This is a genomic window from Chitinolyticbacter albus (assembly GCF_024437655.1).
Taxonomy (GTDB): domain Bacteria; phylum Pseudomonadota; class Gammaproteobacteria; order Burkholderiales; family Chitinibacteraceae; genus Chitinolyticbacter; species Chitinolyticbacter albus.
Genome location: NZ_JANBVF010000051.1, coordinates 1 through 22,844, shown reverse-complemented (window position 1 = coordinate 22,844; position 22,844 = coordinate 1). Strand labels below are relative to the sequence as shown.

Below are 22,844 nucleotides of genomic sequence, written 5' to 3'. Positions count from 1 at the left end.
CGGGTTTATTTGTTAAGCGCGTAGTTAATCGTCCGGGACTGGACAAGTAACTCGCATGCGGAAAACAGTTTTTCAGTGGCTGCCCGCGCTTGTGCTGAGAGGGCTGGGGCTTTTGCGCCGTAGAACACCACCTCAGTGGAACGCTCCAGCCTGATGGGCATGAGGTCACTGCGCAGCCACGCCTGGACTTGACGCGCTCTGGCGCGGGCATGGGGTTCGGCCGGGTACAACGGCGTGTCAGGGAATACCTCGTCAAGATATTCAGTAATCGCGGAGGATTCGGACAGGGCGAACCCGTTATGCACCAGGGTCGGTACGCGCCGAGTCAGGGATGCAGCTGCATAGCCAGGATCGTGGTTTGCGTTGGCCGAGAGATCAACGGTCTTGATCGCGAACGGCAACGCCTTTTCATGCAGCGCCACGAACACTGACATGGCATACGGGCTCGCGAACTGGGCATCTACGTAGAGGAGAAGGTCGCTAGCTGGCATTGCAGGCTCCTTGATGGCGAAGCCAGCCAATCTAGCACAGCCGCTCTAGCAATTACGCCAACGGTTTGCCCGGGACTTACTACCTCACAGGTGATCTACCCGAAATTTGGCAGCTTATAGCTTGCGCCGCTCCACCAGCGCCTGCGCCAGCGTGCCCGGATCGACGTGTTCCAGCTCGCCGCCGACCGGCAGGCCACGGGCAATGCGGCTGACGATGAGGCCGCGCACGCGTAGCGTCTCGGCCAGATAGTGCGCAGTGGCTTCGCCCTCGACAGTGAAGTTGGTGGCGATCACCACTTCATCGACCACGCCGTCGCTGGCGCGCTCCAGCAGGCGGGCGAGCGCAATGTCCTTGGGACCGATGCCGTCGAGCGGGCTTAGCCGCCCCATCAGCACGAAATAGAGGCCGTGATAGGCCAGCGTCTGCTCGACCATCATCAGATCGGTCGGCATTTCCACCACGCACAGCCGGCTGGTATCGCGCCCCTCGTCGGCGCAGATGTCGCAGACATCCATCTCGGTGAAGGTATTGCAGTGCCGGCAATGCTTGAGCGTGGCAATCGCATACTCGATCGCGTGCGCCAGGTTCACCGCACCGCTCTGGTCGCGCTGCAGCAGGTGATACGCCATTCGCGTAGCGGACTTCGGGCCGACACCGGGCAGCACGCGCAGCGCTTCGATCAGCTGGTTGAGGGAGGAAGGAGTCATGAGTGGGAGGGGAGAAGCGGGAAGGGAGAAGGATGGTAGCGGGCCAGCAGGCTGCCGTTGTCCCGTCGGGCGTTTCATCGGCAGTCGGGCGAACATGCCGCCGGGCTATGTTCCCCCCTTCCCTCTTCCCGCAAAAATCAGAACGGCAGCTTGAAGCCCGGGGGCAGCGGCAGGCCCGCGGTGAAGCCCGCCATTTTTTCCTGGCTGGTAGCTTCGGCCTTGCGGGCGGCGTCGTTGAAGGCGGCGGCGATCAGGTCTTCCAGCATGTCCTTGTCGTCCGACAGCAGCGAGTCATCGATGGAAACGCGCTTGACCGCGTGGCCGCAGGTCATCACCACCTTGACCATGCCGGCGCCGGCCTGGCCTTCGACTTCGACATTGGCCAGCTCTTCCTGCGCCTTCTTCATGTTTTCCTGCATTTTCTGGGCCTGTTGCATCAGGTTGCCCAAACCGCCTTTGTTGAACATGGGGGTAACTCCTATATCGAGCTTGGATTGAATGAATCAGAGCGGCCGGATGGTGTCCGGCACGACGGTGGCGCCAAAATCGCGCACCATGGACTGAATGAAGGGGTCGTTCTGGATCGCGTCCTCGGCCGCCGACTGGCGCGCCTGCCGCTCGCGCATGGCGATCGCCGCCGGCGTGTCACCGATGGCCTCACCGAGCGTGACGTTCACGCTGATGTCGCGGCCATAGTGTTCGGCCAGCACTGCGCGCAGCTTGTCCTGAAAATCACGCGTCGCCACGGCCTTGTGCTCGGCCGAAACCCGCAGCTCGAAATGGCCGGGACGGTAATCCACGAGCTCGGCGTGCTGCGCCAGCATGCCGGCGGCACCGAGCTTGAGTTGCACCACGAGGCCACGCCAGTCGCCATCGAACTCTGGCGCGGGGCCGGCAGGTGCCGCGACGGGCGCCGGTTCCGGCTCGGCCATGGGTGGCATCGCGCCCATCGATTGCAAAGCGAGCTCGGCCGCATCGATCGCTGCAGGCGCTTCATCCTGCCAGGGCGGAGTCGGTGCGGCGGTATAGGTCGTCGCGGCCGGCTCGGCTACAACCGGCGGCGGCACGGGGGCTGCCGCCGGTTCGCTGCGAGCAATCACCGGTGTAGGTATCGGAGCCGCTTGCGCTACAGGCGCAGGGACCGGCGCAGCTGCAGCGTGCGACATCGGTACGGTTGCGAACTGTGCGCTAACAGCTGCTTCGGCCTGGGTTGTTGCGGTTGGCGCGCTGGCCCGATGTGCTTGCCCTGACTCCGCCGGCGGGTTGGTTCGAGTGACTTGCCCTGGCTCTGCCGGCGAACTGGCTCGACTGATTTGCCCCGGCTCCGCCGGGGCAAAGGCCAGCATCCGCAGCAAGGTCATCGAGAAACCGGCGTATTCATCGGGCGCCAGCGGCAGATCGCGCCGGCCATGCAGTGCGATCTGGTAATAGAGTTGCGCATCCTCGGGCGCGAGCGCGGCGGCGACGGCTTCGATGTCGGCGCGTTGCGGCAGATCGTCGGCCAGTGCACCGGGCACCGCCTGAACTAGGGCCGCCTGATGCAGCACGTGGGCAAGTTCGTGCAGCGCGGCTTCGTACGAGAGGCCACGTGCGGCGATGCTGTCGGCAGCAGCCATCAGGCGCGGGCCATCCTTGGCGATCAGCGCCGCGAGGATGTCAAAGAGATAGCTCTGGTCGACCGCGCCCAGCATCGCGCGCACGCCCGATTCCTCGACCCGGCCCGCGCCGTAGGCAATGGCCTGATCGAGCAAAGAGAGCGCATCGCGCATCGAGCCGTTGGCCGCATGGCCCAGGAGCGGCAATGCACCGGGCTCGAACGGCAGCTGCTCGGCTTCGAGCACCTTTTGCAAGTGGCCGGACACTTGCTGTGGCGTCATCTGGCGCAGCGAAAACTGCAGGCAGCGGCTCAGCACCGTGATCGGCATTTTCTGCGGATCGGTGGTGGCGAGGATGAATTTCACGTGGCCGGGCGGCTCTTCCAGCGTCTTCAGCATCGCGTTGAAGGCACTCTTGGAGAGCATGTGCACTTCATCGATGATGTAGACCTTGAACCGGCCGGCGGTGGGCGCGTACTGCGCGTTGTCCAGCACCTCGCGGATATTGTCGATGCCGGTGTTGGACGCGGCATCGATCTCCAGGAGGTCGACAAAGCGGCCGGCGTCGATCTGCGTACACGCTGAACAGACACCGCAAGGCTCGGCAGTGACGCCGGTTTCGCAATTGAGCGCCTTGGCCATGATGCGCGCGATGGTGGTCTTGCCCACGCCACGCGTGCCGGTCAACAGGTAGGCGTGATGCAAGCGGCCGTTGGCAAATGCGTTCGCCAATGCGCGGATCACGTGCTCTTGCCCCACGAGTTGGGCAAAATTGCGGGGACGCCACTTGCGGGCGAGTACTTGATAGGCCATGGCGGCGATTCTAGCAGATCGCCCCAGTCACGACCGCAGCGATACCCATGACCGACGACACGCAACTTCCCCCCTACCCGGCCGACGATCCACCGCCCGAACCGCCCTACGAGCCCGCGCTGGAGGAATGCTGCGGCAACGGGTGCGATCCCTGCATTTTCGATACCTACAACGCCGAGCTGCAGCGCTATCGCAAGCTGCAAGCCGAATGGCAGGCCCGCCAGGCGGCCCGGCAAGGCTCAGTTGAGCTTTGATTGGTGTTTACGCGGCCCCCCAGCAACGTGTCGCGCACGAAGCCAAGCGCAAGGAAATGCGCGCATCTTCCAGCATGTGCAGCAAATCCCAACGAGAGCGGCGGGGCTACCCTGCGGGCGATGGGCACGTTTGCCCCATTGCAGCGTTATCCAACATGAAAGGACGCACTCCATGCAGCACCTGCAAAAAACGGTTTTGGTTGCTATGACCCTACTCGCGTCAGCTTCGCTCCTAGCCCAAAAGCAGGATGAGGCCGAGCAAAAGCGCATCGAGGCTGAAATGTGCGCACAAACCAAGTGCCAACGGAACTTGCGCGTAACGCTGAAGGACAAGGACGGTGCAACCTTTGATCGCACGTTCAAGGTTTTTCCGGCTGTAGTGCAGCCGTTTGGTTTCGTGGTGGTCGCGGGCCAGACTGTTTACGTCGAGGCCACTGTCGTTGATGGGCAATTGACAAACTTGGTCGCGGTCGAAGCGGCCAGCGATCCAGGCAAAACCATTACCGCGAAGTTCGAGCAGTTCGATGGCAAGCGAATGATGCTGACAGTAAGCAATCCATTTCCAAAGTTGCTCAAGTTCAACATGGGCATCATGCCTTTAGACAAAGAAGAACTCTACAAGACAAGTAGTTGTCCAGTTATCCCCGGCGGCCAAGCCGTCGAGATGTGGCCTTACCCAATTTTCCAAGTGGTATTGAGCAATGGTCGGCTCTTACAAGAAAGCGATACAGTCGCTTGCGTTGAATAGCCGCCTGTTGGCCAACAATTCATTCAAGCCGAAGGTGCTTCGCACTCGGATTCATTTCAGGCGCTATCCAACGCTAACAAGTACTACGGCGTGGCGGGTGCCTTGCACTGGGGCAAGAGCCCATCGCGCAAAAACCCAGTCAAGCCTCAACAAAGCCCAGGGAAACCTATGATCCGCTCACTGATCTACGCAGCGCTGGCTGGCATGCTGGCCCATGCCACTGCCGCCGAGCTCTCCGGCCCACCCGCCCCGGTGCTCGATGCCATGCGCGGTGCCAAACTACCGCCAAATACACTGTCATTGGCCATCGTGCCCTTGTCGCGCCCGCAGGATGCGCAGTATTTCAACGCCGACGCGGCGGTGAACCCCGCCTCGGTGATGAAGCTCATCACCACCCAGGTGGCGCTGGAAAAGCTGGGCCCAGCCTATGCCTGGACCACCGAGCTGCTGGCCGACGGCCCGGTGATCGACGGCACGCTCAAGGGCAATCTCTACTTCAAGGGCGGGGGCGATCCCAAGCTCACTTACGAGCGGGTGTGGCTGCTGCTGCGTGACCTGCGCTCGGCGGGGGTACGCCGCATCGCCGGCGATCTGGTGCTCGATCGCTCCGCATTGCGGCTGCCGCCAGCCGGCGCGTTTGACGACGACGAAGGCGATCCGGCACGGCCCTTCCTGGTCGCGCCCGATGCGCTGCTCGCCAATTTCAAATCGGTGCGGGTGCGTGCGCTAGCCGATGGCGGCATCGTGCGCGTCAGCGTCGAGCCCCCGATCGCCGAGATCACGATAGAGAACGTCGCCAAGGTCGCCGGCAGCGGCTGCAATGCCGCGATCGGCGCCGACAGCGAGGCGACGCGCGCCCGGGTGCGCGTGAGCGGCAATCTCGCCGAGGGCTGCAGCAACGAGCGTTACGTCTCGGTGCTCGATACCATCAGCTACACCGGGGGCCTCACGCGCGCCATCTGGCGCGAGCTCGGTGGCGAGATTGCCGGCAATACGCGCCAGGGCACCACACCGGCCAATGCCCGCGCGCTCGCCAGCTCGCGCTCGCCCGATGTGGTCAGCGTGATCCGCGACGTGAACAAGTTCAGCAACAACCTGATGGCGCGACAACTGTTCCTGTCGCTGGGCGCGAGCGATCGGCGCGGCGAGCGCGACGATGCGCAATCCGCCGCCCGCGTGGTCCGCGACTGGCTGGCCGAGAACCAGCTGGCCTGGCCGGAATTGGTGCTGGAAAACGGCTCGGGCCTGTCGCGCCGCGAGCGCGTATCTGCACGGCACCTTGCGGAGCTGTTGCAACGCGCGGCCAACGGCCCCTATGCGCCGGAATTCATGTCGTCGCTGCCCATCGTCGCGGTGGATGGCACCATGAAGCGCCGGCTCAAGGGTGCCAACGTCGCCGCCCACATCAAGACCGGCACGCTGAAGAACGTGCGCGCGGTGGCGGGCTATGTGCTGGCCGACAATGGCGAGCGCTATGCCGTGGTCGGCGTGCTCAACCACGCCCAGGCAAGCGGCGGCGCACCGACGCTCGATGCGCTGCTGCGCTGGGTGGGCGAAGCGCGCCGCTGAGCGATGCAGGACGGGCGGCCAGCCCCGCCGCCCGCCTTTGCGCCGCCCCTACTCGCCCATGACGCCAAGTCACGGTAAAATAATGCGTTTTTCCATCCGCCCGTTTCAATGCGGGCGGTTTCCATTTGGCGGACTGGCGACGGCCCGCAGGAAACCACCCGGCGGGCACACTCAAGGCCAGGCATGGACAAGATCCTGATTCTCGATTTCGGCTCCCAGGTTACCCAGCTGATCGCGCGCCGCGTGCGCGAGGCACATGTGTATTGCGAGCTGCATCCGTTTGACGTGGGCATGGACTTCATTCGCGACTTCGCGCCCAAGGCCATCATCCTGTCCGGCGGCCCGAACTCGGTGTACGAATCGGATTACCAGGCCGACCCTGCCCTGTTTGCGCTGGGCGTGCCGGTGCTCGGCATCTGCTACGGCATGCAGTGGATGGCGCAGGCGCTGGGCGGCAAGGTGGAAAGCGGCGACAAACGCGAGTTCGGCTATGCCGAAATCCGCGCCCGCGGTCACTCGCAACTGTTCAACGGCCTGCAGGACCGCAGCAATACCGAAGGCCATGGCCTGCTGGACGTGTGGATGAGCCACGGCGACAAGGTCACCGCGCTGCCGGACGGCTTCAAGATGATCGCCGAGACCCCCTCCTGCCCGGTGGCGGCCATGGCCGACGAGACCCGCCATTTCTACGGCGTGCAGTTCCACCCGGAAGTGACCCATACCAAGCGCGGTATCGACATGCTGCACCGCTTCGTGCTCGGCATTGCCGGCGCGCAGCCCAGCTGGACCATGCCCAACTATATCGACGAAGCGGTGAAGAAGATCCGCGACCAGGTCGGTGACGAGGACGTCATCCTTGGCCTCTCCGGTGGCGTCGATTCCAGTGTGGCCGCCGCGCTGATCCACCGCGCCATCGGCGACCAGCTCACCTGCGTGTTCGTCGATCACGGCCTGTTGCGCCTGAACGAAGGCGACATGGTGATGGACATGTTCGCGCGCGGCCTCGGCGTGAAGGTGATCCGCGTCGACGCGCGCGACCAGTTCATGGGCCATCTGGCCGGCGTGAGCGATCCGGAAGCCAAGCGCAAGATCATCGGCCGCGAGTTCGTCGAAGTGTTCCAGGCTGAAGCCAAGAAGCTGCCGGCCGCCAAGTGGCTGGCGCAAGGCACCATCTACCCGGACGTGATCGAATCGGCCGGCGCCAAGACCAAGAAGGCGCATGCGATCAAGAGCCACCACAATGTGGGCGGCCTGCCGGAAACGCTGAACCTCAAGTTGCTCGAACCGCTGCGCGACCTGTTCAAGGATGAAGTGCGCGAGCTCGGCGTGGCACTGGGTCTGTCGCACGAGATGGTCTATCGCCACCCCTTCCCGGGCCCGGGCCTCGGAGTGCGTATCCTCGGCGAAGTGAAAGCCGAATATGCCGAACTGCTGCAACGCGCCGACGCCATCTTCATCGAAGAACTACGCAACACGGTGGACGAGCATAGCGGCAAGACCTGGTACGACCTGACCAGCCAAGCGTTTGCCGTATTCCTGCCAGTAAAATCGGTGGGCGTGATGGGCGATGGCCGCACCTACGAATGGGTGGTGGCGCTGCGCGCCGTGGTCACCAGCGACTTCATGACCGCGCACTGGGCGGAGCTGCCGTACAGCCTGCTGGGCCGCGTGTCGAACCGCATCATCAACGAGGTGCGTGGCCTCAATCGCGTGGTCTACGACGTCTCCGGCAAACCGCCCGCGACCATCGAGTGGGAGTGATTCGGCGTCTGCCACTGCTTGGCCGCTTGTGGCACGAAAACACACCTAAGCCCGCGTCACTGCGGGCTTTTTTTTCGGACGCCCTGACCCTCTTTGGCATCGCCAAGCACCGTTTACACCAACCGCACTGGGTTCACCTCACAAATAGGCTACGGCTCAGGCTGCCATGCAGCGATACGCCTTGCCTGCAAGGTCGAACCAGCCCGCACTTTTCCTTACTTATATTATTAAGCATAATTACGCAATACCTAAATTTATCTATTTTCAAAATTAAGTATCACGAAAGCATAATAAAATTATTTCGTGCGCTTTTGCACGAACTTAATATAAGAAATTCATGTTTAATTTGAACAACCTCGCCAGCTCGATACTACTTTCTCTGCCCATTGCCATCGTGAGTGTGGCCGCAGCCAACCCTGCAATTGCAGCTCCCTTTGAGGTCACCTACAAGGAAACCCAGAACTGGGGTTCCGGGATGAATGGTCAGTTCACCATTAAAAACACCGGCACCGAAACCATCCAGAACTGGAAGGTGACATTCACCTGGAACTCCGCCATATCGAGCATCTGGGATGGCACGATCAGTGCCCACACTGGAAACAACTACACCATCACCAACAATGGCTGGAACGGCAATATTGCACCAGGCGCCAGCGTATCGTTCGGCATTGGCGGCACGCCGGCAGCGGGCAACACCCCACCAAGTAATTTCAATGTGAACGGGCTCGGTGGCACACCGTCCGTCGTGATCAGCAATCCGGATTTCGAGCAGGGCATGACCGGGCTGAGCATACAACAATGGCAACAACGTCCCTATGAAGTCAGCATTGCCGCCGGCCAAGGTGTAGGCAATTCAAAGGCCCTGGTAATCGATCATGGCACGGCCACCAATGATACCCGTGTCAACCAGACGATCACCGGCCTGACGCCGGGCAAGGGTTACGTTGTATCTGGCTGGATGAAAGGCGAAAACGTCACGGTTATGTCCCCAAGCGGGTCGACGGGGGCCAATGTAACGGTTAACGACCAAGTGGCTTTCACCAAGACCGGGACGTTCGACTGGACCAAATTTGAAGGCACTTTCTTTGCGCAGGACAGCAGCGCAGTGCTAGCGCCACGCCTGGGTTACTACGGCAGCGACAGTACCGGCAAAGCCTACTTTGACAATATCACCATCCAGGGTGATGCCTACACCAGCCGCAATAGCCCCAAGTATTTCACTTTCAACCTGCAACCCAGCGAATATGCAGCCATCAGCGATGCCAACTGGAATCGCTGGATGACGCAGCTGGATACGGCGTATGAAATCTATGCTGATCTGGTCGGCGGCAAACCATTCAATGGTGCGCGCTCCTATATCCAGAGCGTGAAGCAATTCCCGGGGGGCTGGGCCATTGCCGGCAACCCTATACAATGGTATGGCCCGCGCATTCCGGCCCAGCTGGAGCGCAACAACAGCACCGGCGAGTGGAGCTTCGGTATCCTGCACGAAATCGGCCACAATTTCGATCTGGATTACCGCTGGTCGTGGGGCGGAGATAGCAATGAAGTCATGGCCAATTTCAAAATGCAGAAGGTGCTGGAAGACACCAACGCACTGGTCTACATCGACGACAGCACCCCGTTGCAGGGTGGCGTGCAAATGAAGAACTGGCTATACAATCTGTGCGAAAGCAGCAACACCACGTGCACAGTCAAAGGCGACCACATTGTGGCTCGACTAGTTCGCATCAAGGACCAAATGGGCGGCTGGAATGCCTTCAAGCAGACCTTCCGTGAAATCAGCGCCCTGCCGGCGGCCAGCGTGCCCAGCACGAAAAAGGGTCGCTTCGATTTGTTCGTCGATACGCTGACGCGCATTTCCGGCCTGAATGTACGCGCCCAATTCACTGCGGCTGAAATGGCTTACATCGTCGCGGATTACAGCAACTAATCCGAGCTGCGTTTCCAAAAGCCGCTCGTGTAAGCAAATGCCCTTGCAACCCTGCAAGGGCATTTCCCATTGGCTCTGCACACCCGTCCGATAGCGGTGCACTAAATGGGATCGGTTAGCTAAGGACGGCGTTCAGGCAATTATCCGGGACTGGGCACCTTGCAGGCCAGGGGCGCGACCAGAAGATAAATCCATCCCCTTTTTCGGAGTCAGGTCATACAAAATACAAGACCTCGTATCTTGATGAAGCCAGCATGAACACAGAAACATTATTGGGGTCAAGAACACAACTGGAACCAGGTCTTGTATTTTGCGTGAAAAATACAAGACCTGGTTCCGGATTTCCCGATTGACTCGAACACTATTCGCCCCCAGCATCAAAATTTTTGTTCATTTCGTTTTTAATATTTTGTATATCTTCTCGACTCCCTGATTTCTTCTGAATCAATTTGGTAATAGCGAAAATAAAACCCAAACTGGCACACATCCCCAGCCCTACCGCTCTCCATCCAAACTCAGGGCGGATAGCGAAGATGATAAACACCCCGACCATTAAGCCGGCGGCTGAAATTTTCACAATTAAGTCAAGCACTACCACCCCTTTCCCCATAGATTTTGCAATCTCACCCAATCTCCAAAGTGCGCTTTCCGCTGCTCATCGTATCCCGTTGCCGGTGCAATGCCAGTTACTCCGCTTGGAGCAGATGAGCGCCATTGGGGTCAGATACCGTCTTGAACGTCAAGCTTGGGCATGGCCATTTGGGCATTGAACGGCACGCCTGAGCGCACCACCCCGAAGATCAGATGCGCAAGCTGGCGCATCTGCCCCTTCGCTCTTCTTCACCCGCTGCCCGAGGGCGTTGTAGCCGTATTTCCCCCAGAAGGCCCCCACCTTTGGTTTGATGAGGCAGCCGGCGATGTTGTAGCCGTTGGCGCCGTTGTTCAGAAGCCCGGCCCGGTGGTAACGCTGACGCTAAAACCACGCACGGTACGCGCTCAAAACGGCGCCGGGCTCTCCCAGCGCATGGTCTCGCCGGTCACCGGATGCGGCAGTTCCAGCAGCGCCGCATGCAGCAGCAAGCGCGTGGCCTTGGCCCGGGTGGCGGGCTGGGCGTACAGCGTGTCGCCGAGGATGGGGTGGCCCAGCCACTGCATATGCACGCGCAGCTGGTGGGTGCGGCCGGTCACGGGCTCCAGCAGCACGCGGCTGGCATGCAGGTCGGCTTCGTAGTCCTGTACCCAGTAGCGCGTCAGCGCGCGCTTGCCATTCTCGTGATCGACGATGTGCAGTGGCCGGTTCGGCCAATCGACGTTGAGGGGCTGGTCGACCTCGCCCTGCTCCTGTGCCGGCCGACCCTCGATCAGCGCCACGTAACGCTTGTCGACCACCCGGTCGTGGAACAATTTGGAAAGCCGGCGATGTGTATCGGCATCGCGCGCCAGTACCAGCAGGCCGGAGGTATCCATATCCAGCCGGTGCACGATCAGCACGCCGGGATACGCCTGAGCGGCGCGGGTCGCCAGCGAATCGTGCTTGTCCTCGCCACGGCCGGGCACCGACAGCAGCCCGGCAGGCTTGTCGAGCACGATCAGATGCTCATCCACGTGGATAAGCGCAAGGCCGGTATTCGCGGGGGGCTGGTAGGTACTCACGTGCATGACTTCGTAGTAAGGGGATGGCTTTGCGGCAACGCGCAAACAACAGCGCAGCCAAGGGCGTACTGTCAAGTTTGTGCAATGGCGGGGAGGTGGCGATAATAGCGCGGTTTCAAGCCCCTCTTTGAGAATCGGCGCTTTTGCCGGACAGGACCGATGGTCGTCAAGAAATTCTACGGAGCCACCACCCGTGATGCGCTACGCCAGGTTCGCGACGAACTGGGCCCCGATGCGCTGATCCTGTCGAACCGGCAGATTGCCGGCGGCGGAGTCGAGATCATGGCAGTGGCGGACTCGGATGTCGCGGCCCTCACCAGCATCCCCAGTGCGCCGACCAAGCCCAGCCCGCGCGCGGCGCAGAACGGTGCCCGGCTGATCAATAGCGCCCAGGCCGATACGCCGGTGGTGCCCGTGCCGATGCCGCCGGTCAACCGCGCCATCGCCCGCTCCTACGCCATCGCCGACGAGGACCAGGAGCCGACGCTGGACGATGCCCAGCCGCACGACGAAGCACCGCTGGTCGTGCGCAGCAACCGCACGCCGCGGTCGGAGCCCCGCGCAGAAACCCGCCCGATCCCGGCGGTGCAACGCCCGGCTCGGCCGGCCGAATCCCGCACGCCGCCGCCTTCTTTCAGCTTCGACGACGAACCCGCGCCGCAGGAAGCCGCCGGCTCTCCTGAAGCCATGGAAGACATCGCGCGCGAAATCCGCCTGCTGCGTGGCCTCTTGGAGAGCCAGATCGCCGGCATGGCCTGGGGCGAGCTCTCCAAGCACGCGCCGGAAAAACTCGAAGCGCTGCGGCAATTGCTGGCCGCGGGCTTTTGCCCGGCGCTGTCGCGCCAACTGATCGACAAGATGCCCGGCGGCATGACGCTCGATGCGGGCATGCGCTGGGTCAAGGCCGCGCTCGCCCATAATCTGGCATCAGTGCACAGCGGCGACGATCTGATCGCCCAGGGTGGCATCGTCGCGCTGATCGGCCCCACCGGGGTTGGCAAGACCACCACGGTGGCCAAGCTTGCTGCGCGCTGCGCGCTCACGCACGGCCCGGAATCGGTGGCGCTGCTCACCACCGACAGCTACCGGATCGGCGCGCAGGATCAGCTGCGCATCTACGGCCGCATCATCGGCGTGCCGGTGCACGACGTGAAGGACGATACCGATCTCGAACTGACGCTGGCCGATCTCGCCGATCGCCACCTGGTGCTGATCGATACCATAGGCATGGGCCAACGCGACCAGCGCATCGCAGAGCAATTGAAGCTGTTTGGCGCCGACGCGGTGCAGACGGTGCTGCTGCTGGCCGCCAACGCGGCGCCCGCGACGCTGGACGATGTGGCCCGCCGCTACAAGAACGAACACCTGGCCGGCTGCATCCTCACCAAGCTCGACGAGGCGATGAGCCTGGGCGGCTGCCTCGATGTGGCCATCCGCCACAAGCTCAAGCTGCATTTCGTCACCAATGGCCAGCGCGTGCCGGAAGACCTGCACGTCGCCCGCGTCGACTACCTGATCGACCGGGCCTTCCGCACGCAAACCGATCGCGGCGCGTTTGAACTCAAGCGCGACGAATACCCCCTCTTCATGGGCAGCCAGGATACCCCGCTCGACTTCACGCTGAATGTCGGGGGAGTTCGTGGCTAGCTCCTGGTCCGCCGACCAGGCCGCGGGTCTACGCGCGCTGGTGGCCCGGCCGGGCTGCCGCTCCATCAGTTTCAATGGCGGCCGAGGCGACAGCGGCAGCACCACGTTGGCGATCAATCTCGCGGCCGCGCTCGCCGAGCGCCAGCGTAGCGTGATCCTGCTCGACGAATTCGAAGGGCTGTCCAACGCGGCTTCGCGGCTGCGGCTGGCCGCGCACTGGCAGCTGGAACACGTGCTGCGGCGCGAAGCGACGCTCGCCGACACGCTGATCGGCGCACCCGCCGGCTTCGGCATCCTGCCGGTGGCAGCACGGCCGGAACAACTGGCCGCGCTGAACGAGCGCGAGCTCGAATGGCTGGCCGCCGAGTTCGACAGCGTGACCGGCGATTGCGACTACCTGCTGCTCGACAGCCGTCCGGCCACCGGTGCCGCCGTGCCCAGTCTCTCGCTCGCTGCCGACGACGTGGTCATCATCGTCACCAACCGCGCGGAATCGATCACCGATGCCTACGCCACCATCAAGCTGCTGTACACCGAATACGCCCGGCGCGATTTCCGCGTGCTGACCAACCGCGTGGCAAGCCTGACCGAAGCCGAGCTGGTGTTCGGCCGCATCCGCGACGTGGCCCGGCAATACCTGGGTGACGCGGTAAAGCTCAAGCTATCGGGCTACGTGCCGGAGGATGAAAAGCTCAAGCGTGCAACGCGGCTGGGCAAGACCGTGCTCGATGCCTTCCCGCAGACCGAAGCGACCCAGGCCTTCCGCCAGCTCGCCGACAGCATGCTGCGCTGGAAGCGCCCGCCCGGGAGCGGTACGGCGGGCTTTGTCTATCGGCTGGTCGAATCGAGCCGCATCCTCAACGACAGGCTGGAGCGATCATGAGCGCGACGCTGCAGCGCGACGGTGCTCGTATCGTGCTCTCTGGCCGGCTCGACGCCACCGGTTGCGCCACGATCTGGCAAGCCGCACGCGATGCCGCAAGCAAGGAGAGCACTGTCGACGCGAGCGACGTCAGTTATTGCGACGGCATCGGCGCGGCGCTGCTGTTCGACCTGATCCAGCGCGGCGCGCGCATCGAGGGCCTGGCCGAACGGTTTGCCCCGCTGCTGGCCGAGCTCGATCCTGACCAGCCGCTACTGATCCCGGAAACGCCCAAACCGGAAGGCCGCCTCGCGGCAATCGGCCATTTTGCCGCCGGCTGGTGGCGTGAAACGCGCGACGTGATCGGCTTCATCGGCGAAGCCACCGTGTCGTCCTGGGCGATCCTGCGGCGACCGCGCGAGCTGCGATTGGGCGAAACGCTGCGGGTGGCCGCCAGCGCCGGGGCCGATGCGCTGCCCATCGTGTCGCTGATCGCCTTTCTGCTGGGCGTCATCCTCGCCTTCCAGTCGGCGATTCCGATGCGCCAATTCGGCGCCGAGCTGTTCGTTGCCAACCTGGTCGGGCTGTCACTGGTGCGCGAGCTGGCGCCCTTGATGACGGCGGTGCTGCTGGCCGGGCGCACCGGTGCCGCCTTTGCCGCCGAGATCGGCACGATGAAGGTGAACCAGGAAATCGACGCGCTGACCACGATGGGGCTCGACCCGATGCGTTTTCTGGTGCTGCCGCGGCTGATCGCAGTGGCGCTCACCGCACCGCTGCTCACGCTCTACGCCGAGCTCGTCGGCATGTTCGGCGCCGCGCTGGTGCTCACCGGCTTCGATATCCCGCTGGCCACCTCGGCCAGCCAGATCCAGGGCTTTGTCAACCTGAGCGACTTTCTGACCGGCCTGGGCAAGGCCTTCGTGTTTGGCCTGGGCATCGCCACCATCGGCTGCCTACGGGGCTTACGCACCGGCAGCGGCGCGCGCGCGGTCGGCGCATCGGCCACCAGCGCCGACGTGCAGGGCATCGTGATGCTGGTGGTCGCCGACGGCCTCTTTGCCATCGCCTTCTACTACCTGGGGTGGTGATGAGCGAACCCATCATCCGCGTGGAAAACCTGACCTGCGCCTACGGCGACAACGTGGTGCTGCGCGACGTGAGCTTCGAGGTGGCGCGCGGCGAGGTGCTGACAGTGCTCGGCGGCTCGGGCTGCGGCAAGTCGACGCTGCTCAAGCATCTGATCGGCCTGGAACACCCAACCGCGGGCCAGGTCTGGCTGAACGGGCGCGAGCTGACCGCGACCGGGGGCGAAGCACGCCGCGACATCCTGGCGTCGTTTGGCGTGGCCTATCAGGCCGGGGCGCTGTTCGGCTCGATGAGTGTGCTGGAAAACGTGATGCTGCCGCTGGCCGAGCACACCCAGCTCGATGCGCCAGCGCGCGAGATCGTCGCCCGGCTCAAACTGCGCGAGGTCGGGCTGGAACAATACGCCGACTACGCGCCGGCCAACCTGTCGGGCGGCATGCAAAAGCGCGCCGCGATCGCCCGCGCGCTGGCGCTCGACCCCGCCATCCTCTTTCTGGATGAGCCATCGGCCGGGCTCGATCCCATCACCTCAAGCGAGCTCGATGCGCTGATCCTGCGACTGGCGCGCGCGCTGCATCTGACCTTCGTTGTAGTGACCCACGAGCTTGCCAGTATTTTCGCCATTGCCGATCGCGGCCTGATGCTGGATAAACAGGAACAAGGCATCATCGCTGTCGGCAAGCCCGCCGACCTGCGCGATCATCACCCCGATCCCCGCGTGACCCGCTTCTTCCGCCGCGGTGAGGAGACCGTTTGAGTTCAGCCCACCCACCCTACTTCCGCCTCGGCCTGTTCGTGGTGATTGGCGTCGTGATCGGCGCCGTGCTGCTGGTTGCCTTCGGCGCCGGCCGCTGGTTCGCGTCCAGCGTGACGCTGGAAACCTATTTCGACGAATCGGTGCAAGGGCTCGATATCGGCTCGCCAGTGAAATATCGCGGCGTGGCGCTCGGCACCGTGAGCAGCATCGGCTTTACCGGCGCCAAGTACGGCCATCAGCGTGGCCAGCCGCAATACGTGCTGGTCGAAATGGAACTCAGGCCCGACCGCTTTCGTACCGGCGGCGACGGCGTGCCCGACCAGGAACAGCTGAATCGTCAGGTCGAGCGCGGCCTCAGGGTACGGCTGGCGCCACAGGGGCTGACGGGTACCAGTTACCTGGAAATCGACTACGTCGACGCCAAGGCCAACAAGACCTTGCCAGTCTCCTGGAAGCCCGATGCGCTCTATATCCCGTCCGCGCACAGCGCAGTGGCGCAAATCATGGAAGCGGTGCAGAACGTGATTTCCAAGACGCAGAACCTCGATATCGAAGGCACGGTGGACCGCTTGAACCGGCTGCTCGATACCACCGAGCGCCAGCTCGGCGAGGTCCCGTTCAAGGATCTGGCCGCATCGCTGCTGCGGGTGAGTCAGCGCCTGGAAAAGGTACCAACTGACCAGATCGGCCGCGATGCGCAGGCGCTACTGGTCGAGCTGCGGCAGACCAACACCAGCCTGCAGCAACTGGTCAGCGATCCGGCCTGGCAGGGCGCGGCCAGCGACGTTGCATCGGCCGCCGCCGGCGCCAAGGCGCTGCTGAACGACCCGGCGCTCGCCAAGACACTGCAGCATCTGGAACGCGTGTCGGGCCGCCTCGACTCGCTGGTCGGCAGCCGCGATGCGGAGCTCGCCGACACGCTGGACAACCTGCACGCCATCACCACCGATCTGCGCGCCTTGTCCGAGCGCGCCCGGCATAACCCCTCCGGCCTGCTGTTCGGCGCCGATCCACAACCCTACCCGCTGCCACGATGATGCGCCTCGCCTGCCTCTGCCTCGTCTTCGCCCTCGCCGCCTGCGCCGGTACGCCGCCAGCCGAATCGCACTACCGCATCGAAGCCGAGCGCCAGGGCGCGCCGCAAGCGGTGCGCTTTACCGGCAAGCTGCGCATCCTGCCGCTGCGTGCCGCCGAAGGCTATGGCGACTGGCGCTTCGTCTACCGCGAAACCGATTATCGCTATGCCAGCGACCCCTACCGGGGTTTCGTTGCGCCGCCGGCCCAGCTTGCCAGCGAGCGGCTGGAAGCCTGGCTTGCCGCCAGCGGCCTGTTCGGCCAGGTGCTCGGCACGCGTGTGGAATCGGCCAACTGGCAGCTGCAAGGCCGGCTCGATGCGCTCTATGCCGATCTGCGCGCCAGCGGCTCGCGTCAGGTGGTGGTGAAGCTCCAGTTTGCGCTGGCTCAGGGCGAACGCGTGCTCGATACCCGTACCATCGTCGGCCAGGCACCGATCGCCAGCATGGATGGCGAAGGTATCGCCGCTGCCGCCGATGCCGCGCTGGCCGATGCGTACCGGCAATACGAAGTGGTATTGGCCAGCACAGACGCAGCGCTTTCCCGCTAAACTGGAGTTGCCTCCTTACAGCCCGCTCGGCATGCCCTCACCCCGCGCCCTTCACCTCTACCGCCAGACCCAGGCCTCGACCGAGGACGATCGCGTCAGCGCGCACGCGCCGCTGGTCAAGCGCATCGCGTACCACCTGGTATCGCGCCTGCCGGCCAGCGTCGACGTCGAGGACCTGATCCAGGTCGGCCTGATGGGGCTGATGGAGGCATCGCGCAATTTCGATCCCAACGCCGGCGTGCAGTTCGAGACCTTCGCCAGCCAGCGCATCCGCGGCGCCATGCTCGACGAATTGCGCCAGGCCGACTGGATGCCGCGCCAGGCACGCCGCAACATGCGCGAGATCGAAAAAGAGATCCACAAGCTGGAGCAGGCGCTGGGGCGCGCGCCAACCGAAGGGGAAGTCTCCGGCTCGCTCAACCTGCCGCTGACCGAATACCAGGCACGCCTTGCCGACGCGCGCGGCCATCAGCTTGTCTACTACGAGGATTTTGGCGAGGAAGGCGGCAACGACCAGCTCGACCATTACACGGCGGACGAGCGCGCCAACCCGTTCGAGCAGATGTCGGACGCCGGCTTTCGCACGATGCTGGTCAAGGGTATTTCCGAGTTGCCCGAACGCGAACAGCTGGTGATGTCGCTCTATTACGACGAGGAACTCAACCTCAAGGAAATCGGCGCCGTACTCGGCGTCTCCGAATCACGCGTCTGTCAGCTGCATAGCCAGGCCATTGCGCGGCTGCGCGCCAGACTCTCCGATTGGCTACCTCATCAATGAAATTGGACAAGATCAGTATTCTCGGCCTGCTACTGGGCATCGTCGCCATCGTGGGCGGGCAGGTGCTCGAAGGCGGGCATATCTCCTCGCTGGTCCAGCCCACCGCCTTCCTGATCGTGATCGGCGGTACCGCCGGCGCGGTGATGCTGCAAAGCCGGCTGCCCGATTTCATCGCCGGCGTGAAGCTGCTGCAATGGGTGTTCGTGCCGCCACGGCATGATTTCCACCAGCTGTTGAACGTACTGGTGAATTGGGGCCAGCAGGCAAGGCGCGGCGGGCTGCTGGCGCTGGAGGCTTATGTTTCCGGTGAAAGGGATCCCTTCGTGCGGCGCGGGCTGCAGATGCTGGTCGACGGCGCCGAACCCGAGCTGATCCGCCGCTCGCTGGAACTCGATATCGACGCCTACGAGGAGCGCGCCCGCGCCGCCGCCAAGATCTGGGAAGCCGCTGGCGGCTACGCGCCCACCATCGGCATCATCGGCGCGGTGATGGGCCTGATCCACGTGATGGAAAACCTGACCGACCCCTCCAAGCTCGGCGCTGGTATCGCCGTGGCCTTTGTCGCCACCATCTATGGCGTGGGCTCGGCCAACCTGATCTTCCTGCCGATTTCCAGCAAGCTCAAACACCATATCGGCAGCGAAGCGCGTCGCCGCGAAATGCTGCTCGAGGGGCTTGTCACCATCGCCAACGGCGAGAATCCCAGGCTGCTGGAAAACAAGCTGGCTGGCTTCCTGCATTAAAGGGATGAGGGGTGAGGTGGCCTCTGCATGCTGCGCCCACCGCTGGACGCCGTTGCAGGCCACCGAATCGGCCTCGTCACCCTGCCTGCCGGACATTTCGGCGGCGCCTATGAGCCCGCATCAGGGGAGACAACATGCTGTGGCTGCTTGCTCGCTTGCGCCTGATCGTGGCCTGGATCGATCTGGTGCTGTTCACTCTCTTCATGGTGTTGCTGGCGCTGCTGCCACTATCGTGGCTCGGCGTGTATCCGCGGCTGTTCCACGCCTGGTGCCGCTGTTTCGTGCGGGCGTTGAACGTGGAGCTGCGGCTGCACCAGCATCATGCCCGCCCACTTCCCCGCCACTACATCCTGATCGCCAACCACCCTTCCGCGTTCGAGGATGTCGGTATCCCGGCGCTGTTTCCGGTGGTGAGTCTTGCCAAGATCGAAGTGCGCGACTGGTGGCTGGTCGGCCGCATCGCGGCGGCCGCCGGCACGCTGTTCGTGCAGCGCGAGAACAAGGATTCGCGCCAGGCCGCACAGGCTGCGCTGGTCGAGGCGGTGCGCGCCGGCCATAACATCGCCCTCTACCCGGAAGGGGGCTGCAAGGGTCGCCGGCTGTGGGACCATTTTCTCTACGGCGCCTTCACCGTCTCGCTGGAAACCGGCGTGCCCATCGTGCCGGTGTTCCTGCACTACGAAGCGCAGCAGGCTTTCGAATGGATGGATGACGAGACGCTGCTACAGAAGATCTGGCACATCGTCACCAGCCCCAACCCGGTCGCCAACTACCACGTGTTCGATGCGTTCGACCCGGCCGACTTCGTCGACCGCGAAGCCTACTCGGCGCACGTCTACCGCTGCTACCAGGGCTGGCAGCAGCGCTTCCTCGAATAATCCTTATTCGGCGAGTGCAGTCAGCAGCAGCTCAACCACCTGCTTGGACGATTGCGGGTTCTGCCCGGTGATGAACTGACCGTCGCGCACCGCAAAGGCCTGCCAGTTGCCGGCGGGCTGAAAATCGGCGCCCAATTCGCGCAGGCGTGATTCCAGCAGGAATGGCATCAGCGCGGTCAGGCCCACGGCCGCTTCTTCGGCATCGGTGAAGGCGCTGATGCGCTGGCCCGCAACAACGGACTGGCCATCGGCGCGGCGCGCGTCGACCAGGCCAACCACACCGTGGCAGACCGCGGAAATCCACTTGCCTTGCGCATAGGCTGCCTCGACCAGCCGGCGCACGTCGGCGTTGCCCGGTAGATCCCACATCGTGCCGTGGCCGCCCGGGAAGAACACCGCGTCGAAACCGGAGAACTCGATCCCGGCGACGGGACGGGTCGTGGCCAGCAGCGCCTGCAACGTCGCATCGCCATTCATGCGCACCACGGCCGGATCGTGACTGGCCTCGCCGGTGACGCTGGATGGATCGAGTGGAATGGCGCCGCCCTGGGGCGAGGCCAGCGTCACGGCATGACCCGCATCAACCAGCGCGTAGTACGGCACCGCCAGCTCCTCGGCCCAGACGCCGGTCGGCTTGCCGGTATCGCCCATGCGAGCGTTGGAGGTGATGATCATCAGGATGTGCTTGCTCATGGTGTGAACCTCGTGGGGTGATTGGGCGGCGATCGCGAAGCGACCTGCAACACCGCCATGGTATTGATGCGCATGAAAATGATAAATCCGGCTAGAATCACTTCAGTTTTTACATTATGTAATTAATGCAACGCCATCTCGCCCCGGTTCAGCTCGCCAGCATCGAGCTCTTTTGCAAGGCCGCCGAACTTGGCGGCTTCACGGCAGCCGCGCGCGCGCTCGGCGTGACGCCGGCAGCGGTCAGCCGCGCGATCGGCCGGCTGGAGGCGAGGCTCGCCGTGCAGCTCTTTACCCGCACGACGCGACAGATCCAGCTCACCGAGGCGGGGCACGATTACTACCATCAATGTAGTGGCGCGCTGACACAGATCGAGGAGGCCGAACGCGCGTTGACCGGCCGGCAGAGCGAGCCCGCCGGCACGGTGCGCATTTCGGTACCGACCACTTATGGTCACCACCGCCTGTTGCCGCTGCTGCCGCGCTTTCTGGCGCAATATCCGGAAGTACGCATCGAAGCCCATGTCGGCAATCGCAATATCGATTTCGTGCAGGATGGCTACGATCTGGCGATCCGGCTCGGCCTGCCCGACGACGGTCGATTGATCGCCCGACCACTGGAGTACGCCACGCCGGGCGTGTTCGCTGCGCCGGCCTACCTGGCCGCCCGCGGCACGCCCGCATCGCTCAATGACCTGGCGCAGCACGACTGCGTCGCTTTCGTGCTGCCCAGCAGCGGCCGGGCGATGCCCTGGTCCTTCCTGCGCGACGGCGAGGAAATCGCGTTGCCGGTGTCCGCCCGGCTGTGGGTCGAGGAAGACGTGCTCGCCTGCGTCGGCCACGCCCGCGCCGGGGGCGGGCTGTGCCAGATCTATCACTACATCGCTGCAGAATACGTAGCGCGCGGCGAGCTCGTCGAAGTGCTGCAGCCCTATGCTGGCCGGGCCCGACCGTTCTCGCTGCTGTACCCGCAAAACCGGCACCGCTCGGCCAGCGTGCGCGCCTTTATCGACTTCGTGCTGGCTGAGCTCGCAACGCCGTCCGGCCACGACGCAGCACGCCCGGCCGGGCGACACATCCCGCTATAATCTCAACCTCTTTGCCCGTTGGTACTGCCATGCAGCTGTTCCGCAAGAAGAACGTCGCCAATGCCTCGGCCCGCGCCGCGCTGCCGCCGCAGATCGCCAACGCGTTGCGCGAGTCGTGGTGGTTTTTGCTAGTGGCCGTGGTGCTCTACATGGTGCTAGCACTGGCGAGCTATCACCCGGGCGACCCGGGCTGGTCGCACAGCGCCAGCAGCGTGGCTGTCCACAATCGCGGCGGCGTGGTCGGCGCCTGGGTGGCCGACATCCTGCTGGCGCTATTCGGGCTCTCTGCCTGGTGGTGGGTGGCGTTCTGCTTTGCCGCGATCTGGTGGGGCTATCGCCGCATCGACCGTGTCAGCGAGAACCCGCACAAACCGGTGGTGCTGCTCGCCTGCATCGGCTTTGCACTGGTGCTGGTCTCATCGAGCAGCCTGGAAGCGCTGCGCCTGCACTCGATGCAAGCGCCGCTACCCTTGGCGCCCGGTGGCGTGCTGGGGCTGGGATTGGGCGGCTGGCTTTATCACGCGCTGGGGTTTGCCGGCGCCACGCTCACGCTCGTCGCGCTGTGGGCCATCGGCCTGTCGTTGTTCACGGGGCTGTCATGGCTCTCCGTGATGGAAAAGCTCGGCACCCTGCTCGAATGGCTGTGCCTGAAGGTGATCGAGACCTGGCATGCGGCGCAGGACAGAAAGATCGGCCGAGTGGCGGCGGTCAAGCGCGAGGTCAAGGTCTCCGAGGAAAAGAAGAAGCAGGAAGACAAGGCTCCGCTGAAGATCGAAACGGCGCAGCTCGAAGTGCCGATCGCCAAGCAGGCGGAAAAGCGGCTGGAAAAGGAAAAGAAGGAGCAGGAAAAGCAGCAGGAAGTCGCCGAGCGCCAGGCCGCGCAACCCAGCCTGTTCGAGCTCGACGATCTGCCCCCCGCCAAGCCCGCGCCGGCCGCGCGCGGCAGCACCACTGCCGGCAACCTCCCTGCCCTGTCGCTGTTGGCGCCAGCGCCGGTGGCGCAGGAAACCATCAGCCTGGAAACGCTGGAGTTCACCTCGCGCCTCATCGAGCGCAAGCTCGCCGACTTCAACGTCGAGGTGAAGGTCGTCGCGGCCTACCCGGGCCCGGTAATTACCCGCTATGAGATCGAGCCCGCCGTCGGCGTGAAGGGCAGCCAGATC

At 63.7% G+C, this 22,844-nt stretch carries 23 protein-coding genes; 16 read left to right on the top strand and 7 right to left on the bottom strand.

Annotation, left to right across the window (positions count from 1 at the left end; all coding sequences use genetic code 11):
- Positions 1 to 5 precede the first annotated feature (5 nt).
- The 4 genes from yfcF to dnaX all read right to left on the bottom strand — a co-directional run bounded on the left by yfcF (position 6) and on the right by dnaX (position 3,607).
- Entirely contained in the window at positions 6 to 491 is a 486-nt protein-coding gene (gene yfcF, locus NLI84_RS18015) for a glutathione transferase (protein WP_255992200.1), read from the bottom strand.
- Positions 492 to 605: 114 nt separating this feature from the next.
- Positions 606 to 1,199: a recombination mediator RecR gene (recR, locus tag NLI84_RS18010; RefSeq protein WP_255992198.1), complete on the bottom strand. Its 594-nt coding sequence runs from the start codon at positions 1,197 to 1,199 to the stop codon at positions 606 to 608.
- Between the two features lie 137 nt (positions 1,200 to 1,336).
- A complete protein-coding gene (locus NLI84_RS18005) occupies positions 1,337 to 1,666 on the bottom strand; it encodes a YbaB/EbfC family nucleoid-associated protein (RefSeq protein ID WP_255992197.1) in 330 nt (109 codons plus the stop codon).
- A gap of 36 nt (positions 1,667 to 1,702) precedes the next feature.
- Positions 1,703 to 3,607: a DNA polymerase III subunit gamma/tau gene (dnaX, locus tag NLI84_RS18000; protein ID WP_255992195.1), complete on the bottom strand. Its 1,905-nt coding sequence runs from the start codon at positions 3,605 to 3,607 to the stop codon at positions 1,703 to 1,705.
- Positions 3,608 to 3,654: 47 nt separating this feature from the next.
- Between dnaX and NLI84_RS17995 the strand changes: the two genes are divergently transcribed.
- The 5 genes from NLI84_RS17995 (at position 3,655) to NLI84_RS17975 (ending at position 9,872) form a co-directional block, all read left to right on the top strand.
- On the top strand, positions 3,655 to 3,861 hold the full coding sequence (locus tag NLI84_RS17995) for an oxidoreductase-like domain-containing protein (protein WP_255992194.1): 207 nt from the start codon (positions 3,655 to 3,657) through the stop codon (positions 3,859 to 3,861).
- 172 nt (positions 3,862 to 4,033) lie between these two features.
- Positions 4,034 to 4,609, top strand: a complete 576-nt coding sequence (locus NLI84_RS17990) for a hypothetical protein (protein ID WP_255992193.1) — start codon at positions 4,034 to 4,036, stop codon at positions 4,607 to 4,609.
- Between the two features lie 168 nt (positions 4,610 to 4,777).
- Positions 4,778 to 6,178, top strand: a complete 1,401-nt coding sequence (dacB, locus tag NLI84_RS17985; RefSeq protein ID WP_255992192.1) for a D-alanyl-D-alanine carboxypeptidase/D-alanyl-D-alanine endopeptidase — start codon at positions 4,778 to 4,780, stop codon at positions 6,176 to 6,178.
- Positions 6,179 to 6,361: 183 nt separating this feature from the next.
- Positions 6,362 to 7,939 carry a glutamine-hydrolyzing GMP synthase gene (guaA, locus tag NLI84_RS17980; protein WP_255992191.1) on the top strand — a complete coding sequence of 526 codons (1,578 nt, stop codon included), beginning with the start codon at positions 6,362 to 6,364 and terminating at the stop codon, positions 7,937 to 7,939.
- 337 nt (positions 7,940 to 8,276) lie between these two features.
- A complete protein-coding gene (locus tag NLI84_RS17975) occupies positions 8,277 to 9,872 on the top strand; it encodes a cellulose binding domain-containing protein (protein WP_255992190.1) in 1,596 nt (531 codons plus the stop codon).
- Positions 9,873 to 10,233: 361 nt separating this feature from the next.
- Here NLI84_RS17975 and NLI84_RS17970 read toward each other — a convergent pair whose 3' ends face one another.
- Both NLI84_RS17970 and NLI84_RS17965 read right to left on the bottom strand, forming a co-directional pair.
- Positions 10,234 to 10,503, bottom strand: a complete 270-nt coding sequence (locus NLI84_RS17970) for a hypothetical protein (RefSeq protein ID WP_255992189.1) — start codon at positions 10,501 to 10,503, stop codon at positions 10,234 to 10,236.
- Positions 10,504 to 10,868: 365 nt separating this feature from the next.
- Positions 10,869 to 11,531 carry an RluA family pseudouridine synthase gene (locus NLI84_RS17965; RefSeq protein ID WP_255992188.1) on the bottom strand — a complete coding sequence of 221 codons (663 nt, stop codon included), beginning with the start codon at positions 11,529 to 11,531 and terminating at the stop codon, positions 10,869 to 10,871.
- A gap of 153 nt (positions 11,532 to 11,684) precedes the next feature.
- Here NLI84_RS17965 and flhF point away from each other — a divergent pair, with 153 nt between their 5' ends.
- From flhF to NLI84_RS17920, 9 genes are all read left to right on the top strand, one after another.
- Positions 11,685 to 13,172 carry a flagellar biosynthesis GTPase FlhF gene (gene flhF, locus NLI84_RS17960; RefSeq protein ID WP_255992187.1) on the top strand — a complete coding sequence of 496 codons (1,488 nt, stop codon included), beginning with the start codon at positions 11,685 to 11,687 and terminating at the stop codon, positions 13,170 to 13,172.
- Positions 13,165 to 14,055 carry a MinD/ParA family ATP-binding protein gene (locus tag NLI84_RS17955; RefSeq protein WP_255992186.1) on the top strand — a complete coding sequence of 297 codons (891 nt, stop codon included), beginning with the start codon at positions 13,165 to 13,167 and terminating at the stop codon, positions 14,053 to 14,055. Before flhF ends, NLI84_RS17955 begins: the two co-directional genes overlap by 8 nt.
- Positions 14,052 to 15,125, top strand: a complete 1,074-nt coding sequence (locus NLI84_RS17950; RefSeq protein ID WP_255992185.1) for an ABC transporter permease — start codon at positions 14,052 to 14,054, stop codon at positions 15,123 to 15,125. Before NLI84_RS17955 ends, NLI84_RS17950 begins: the two co-directional genes overlap by 4 nt.
- A complete protein-coding gene (locus NLI84_RS17945) occupies positions 15,125 to 15,880 on the top strand; it encodes an ABC transporter ATP-binding protein (RefSeq protein WP_255992184.1) in 756 nt (251 codons plus the stop codon). The genes NLI84_RS17950 and NLI84_RS17945 overlap by 1 nt, the downstream gene beginning before the upstream one ends.
- Positions 15,877 to 16,917, top strand: coding sequence for an MlaD family protein (locus tag NLI84_RS17940; RefSeq protein ID WP_255992183.1), 1,041 nt, complete (start codon positions 15,877 to 15,879; stop codon positions 16,915 to 16,917). Before NLI84_RS17945 ends, NLI84_RS17940 begins: the two co-directional genes overlap by 4 nt.
- The gene (locus tag NLI84_RS17935; protein WP_255992182.1) at positions 16,914 to 17,504 is read left to right on the top strand and encodes an ABC-type transport auxiliary lipoprotein family protein; all 591 of its coding nucleotides are present in this window, start codon (positions 16,914 to 16,916) and stop codon (positions 17,502 to 17,504) included. Before NLI84_RS17940 ends, NLI84_RS17935 begins: the two co-directional genes overlap by 4 nt.
- Before the next feature lie 31 nt (positions 17,505 to 17,535).
- Positions 17,536 to 18,282, top strand: a complete 747-nt coding sequence (locus NLI84_RS17930; protein ID WP_255992180.1) for an RNA polymerase sigma factor FliA — start codon at positions 17,536 to 17,538, stop codon at positions 18,280 to 18,282.
- Positions 18,279 to 19,025, top strand: a complete 747-nt coding sequence (locus NLI84_RS17925; RefSeq protein WP_255992179.1) for a flagellar motor protein — start codon at positions 18,279 to 18,281, stop codon at positions 19,023 to 19,025. Before NLI84_RS17930 ends, NLI84_RS17925 begins: the two co-directional genes overlap by 4 nt.
- Positions 19,026 to 19,159: 134 nt before the next feature.
- Positions 19,160 to 19,903, top strand: a complete 744-nt coding sequence (locus NLI84_RS17920) for a lysophospholipid acyltransferase family protein (protein WP_255992177.1) — start codon at positions 19,160 to 19,162, stop codon at positions 19,901 to 19,903.
- A 3-nt stretch (positions 19,904 to 19,906) separates the two neighbouring features.
- On the opposite strand, the gene NLI84_RS17915 is transcribed toward NLI84_RS17920, so the two are convergent.
- Positions 19,907 to 20,596, bottom strand: a complete 690-nt coding sequence (locus tag NLI84_RS17915) for a type 1 glutamine amidotransferase domain-containing protein (RefSeq protein WP_255992176.1) — start codon at positions 20,594 to 20,596, stop codon at positions 19,907 to 19,909.
- A gap of 125 nt (positions 20,597 to 20,721) precedes the next feature.
- Here NLI84_RS17915 and NLI84_RS17910 point away from each other — a divergent pair, with 125 nt between their 5' ends.
- Both NLI84_RS17910 and NLI84_RS17905 read left to right on the top strand, forming a co-directional pair.
- Complete coding sequence (locus NLI84_RS17910) at positions 20,722 to 21,681, top strand: LysR family transcriptional regulator (RefSeq protein WP_255992175.1); 960 nt, start codon at positions 20,722 to 20,724, stop codon at positions 21,679 to 21,681.
- 29 nt (positions 21,682 to 21,710) lie between these two features.
- Positions 21,711 to 22,844, top strand: a 1,134-nt coding sequence (locus NLI84_RS17905) for a DNA translocase FtsK (RefSeq protein ID WP_255992174.1), incomplete at its 3' end; no start/stop codon positions are given.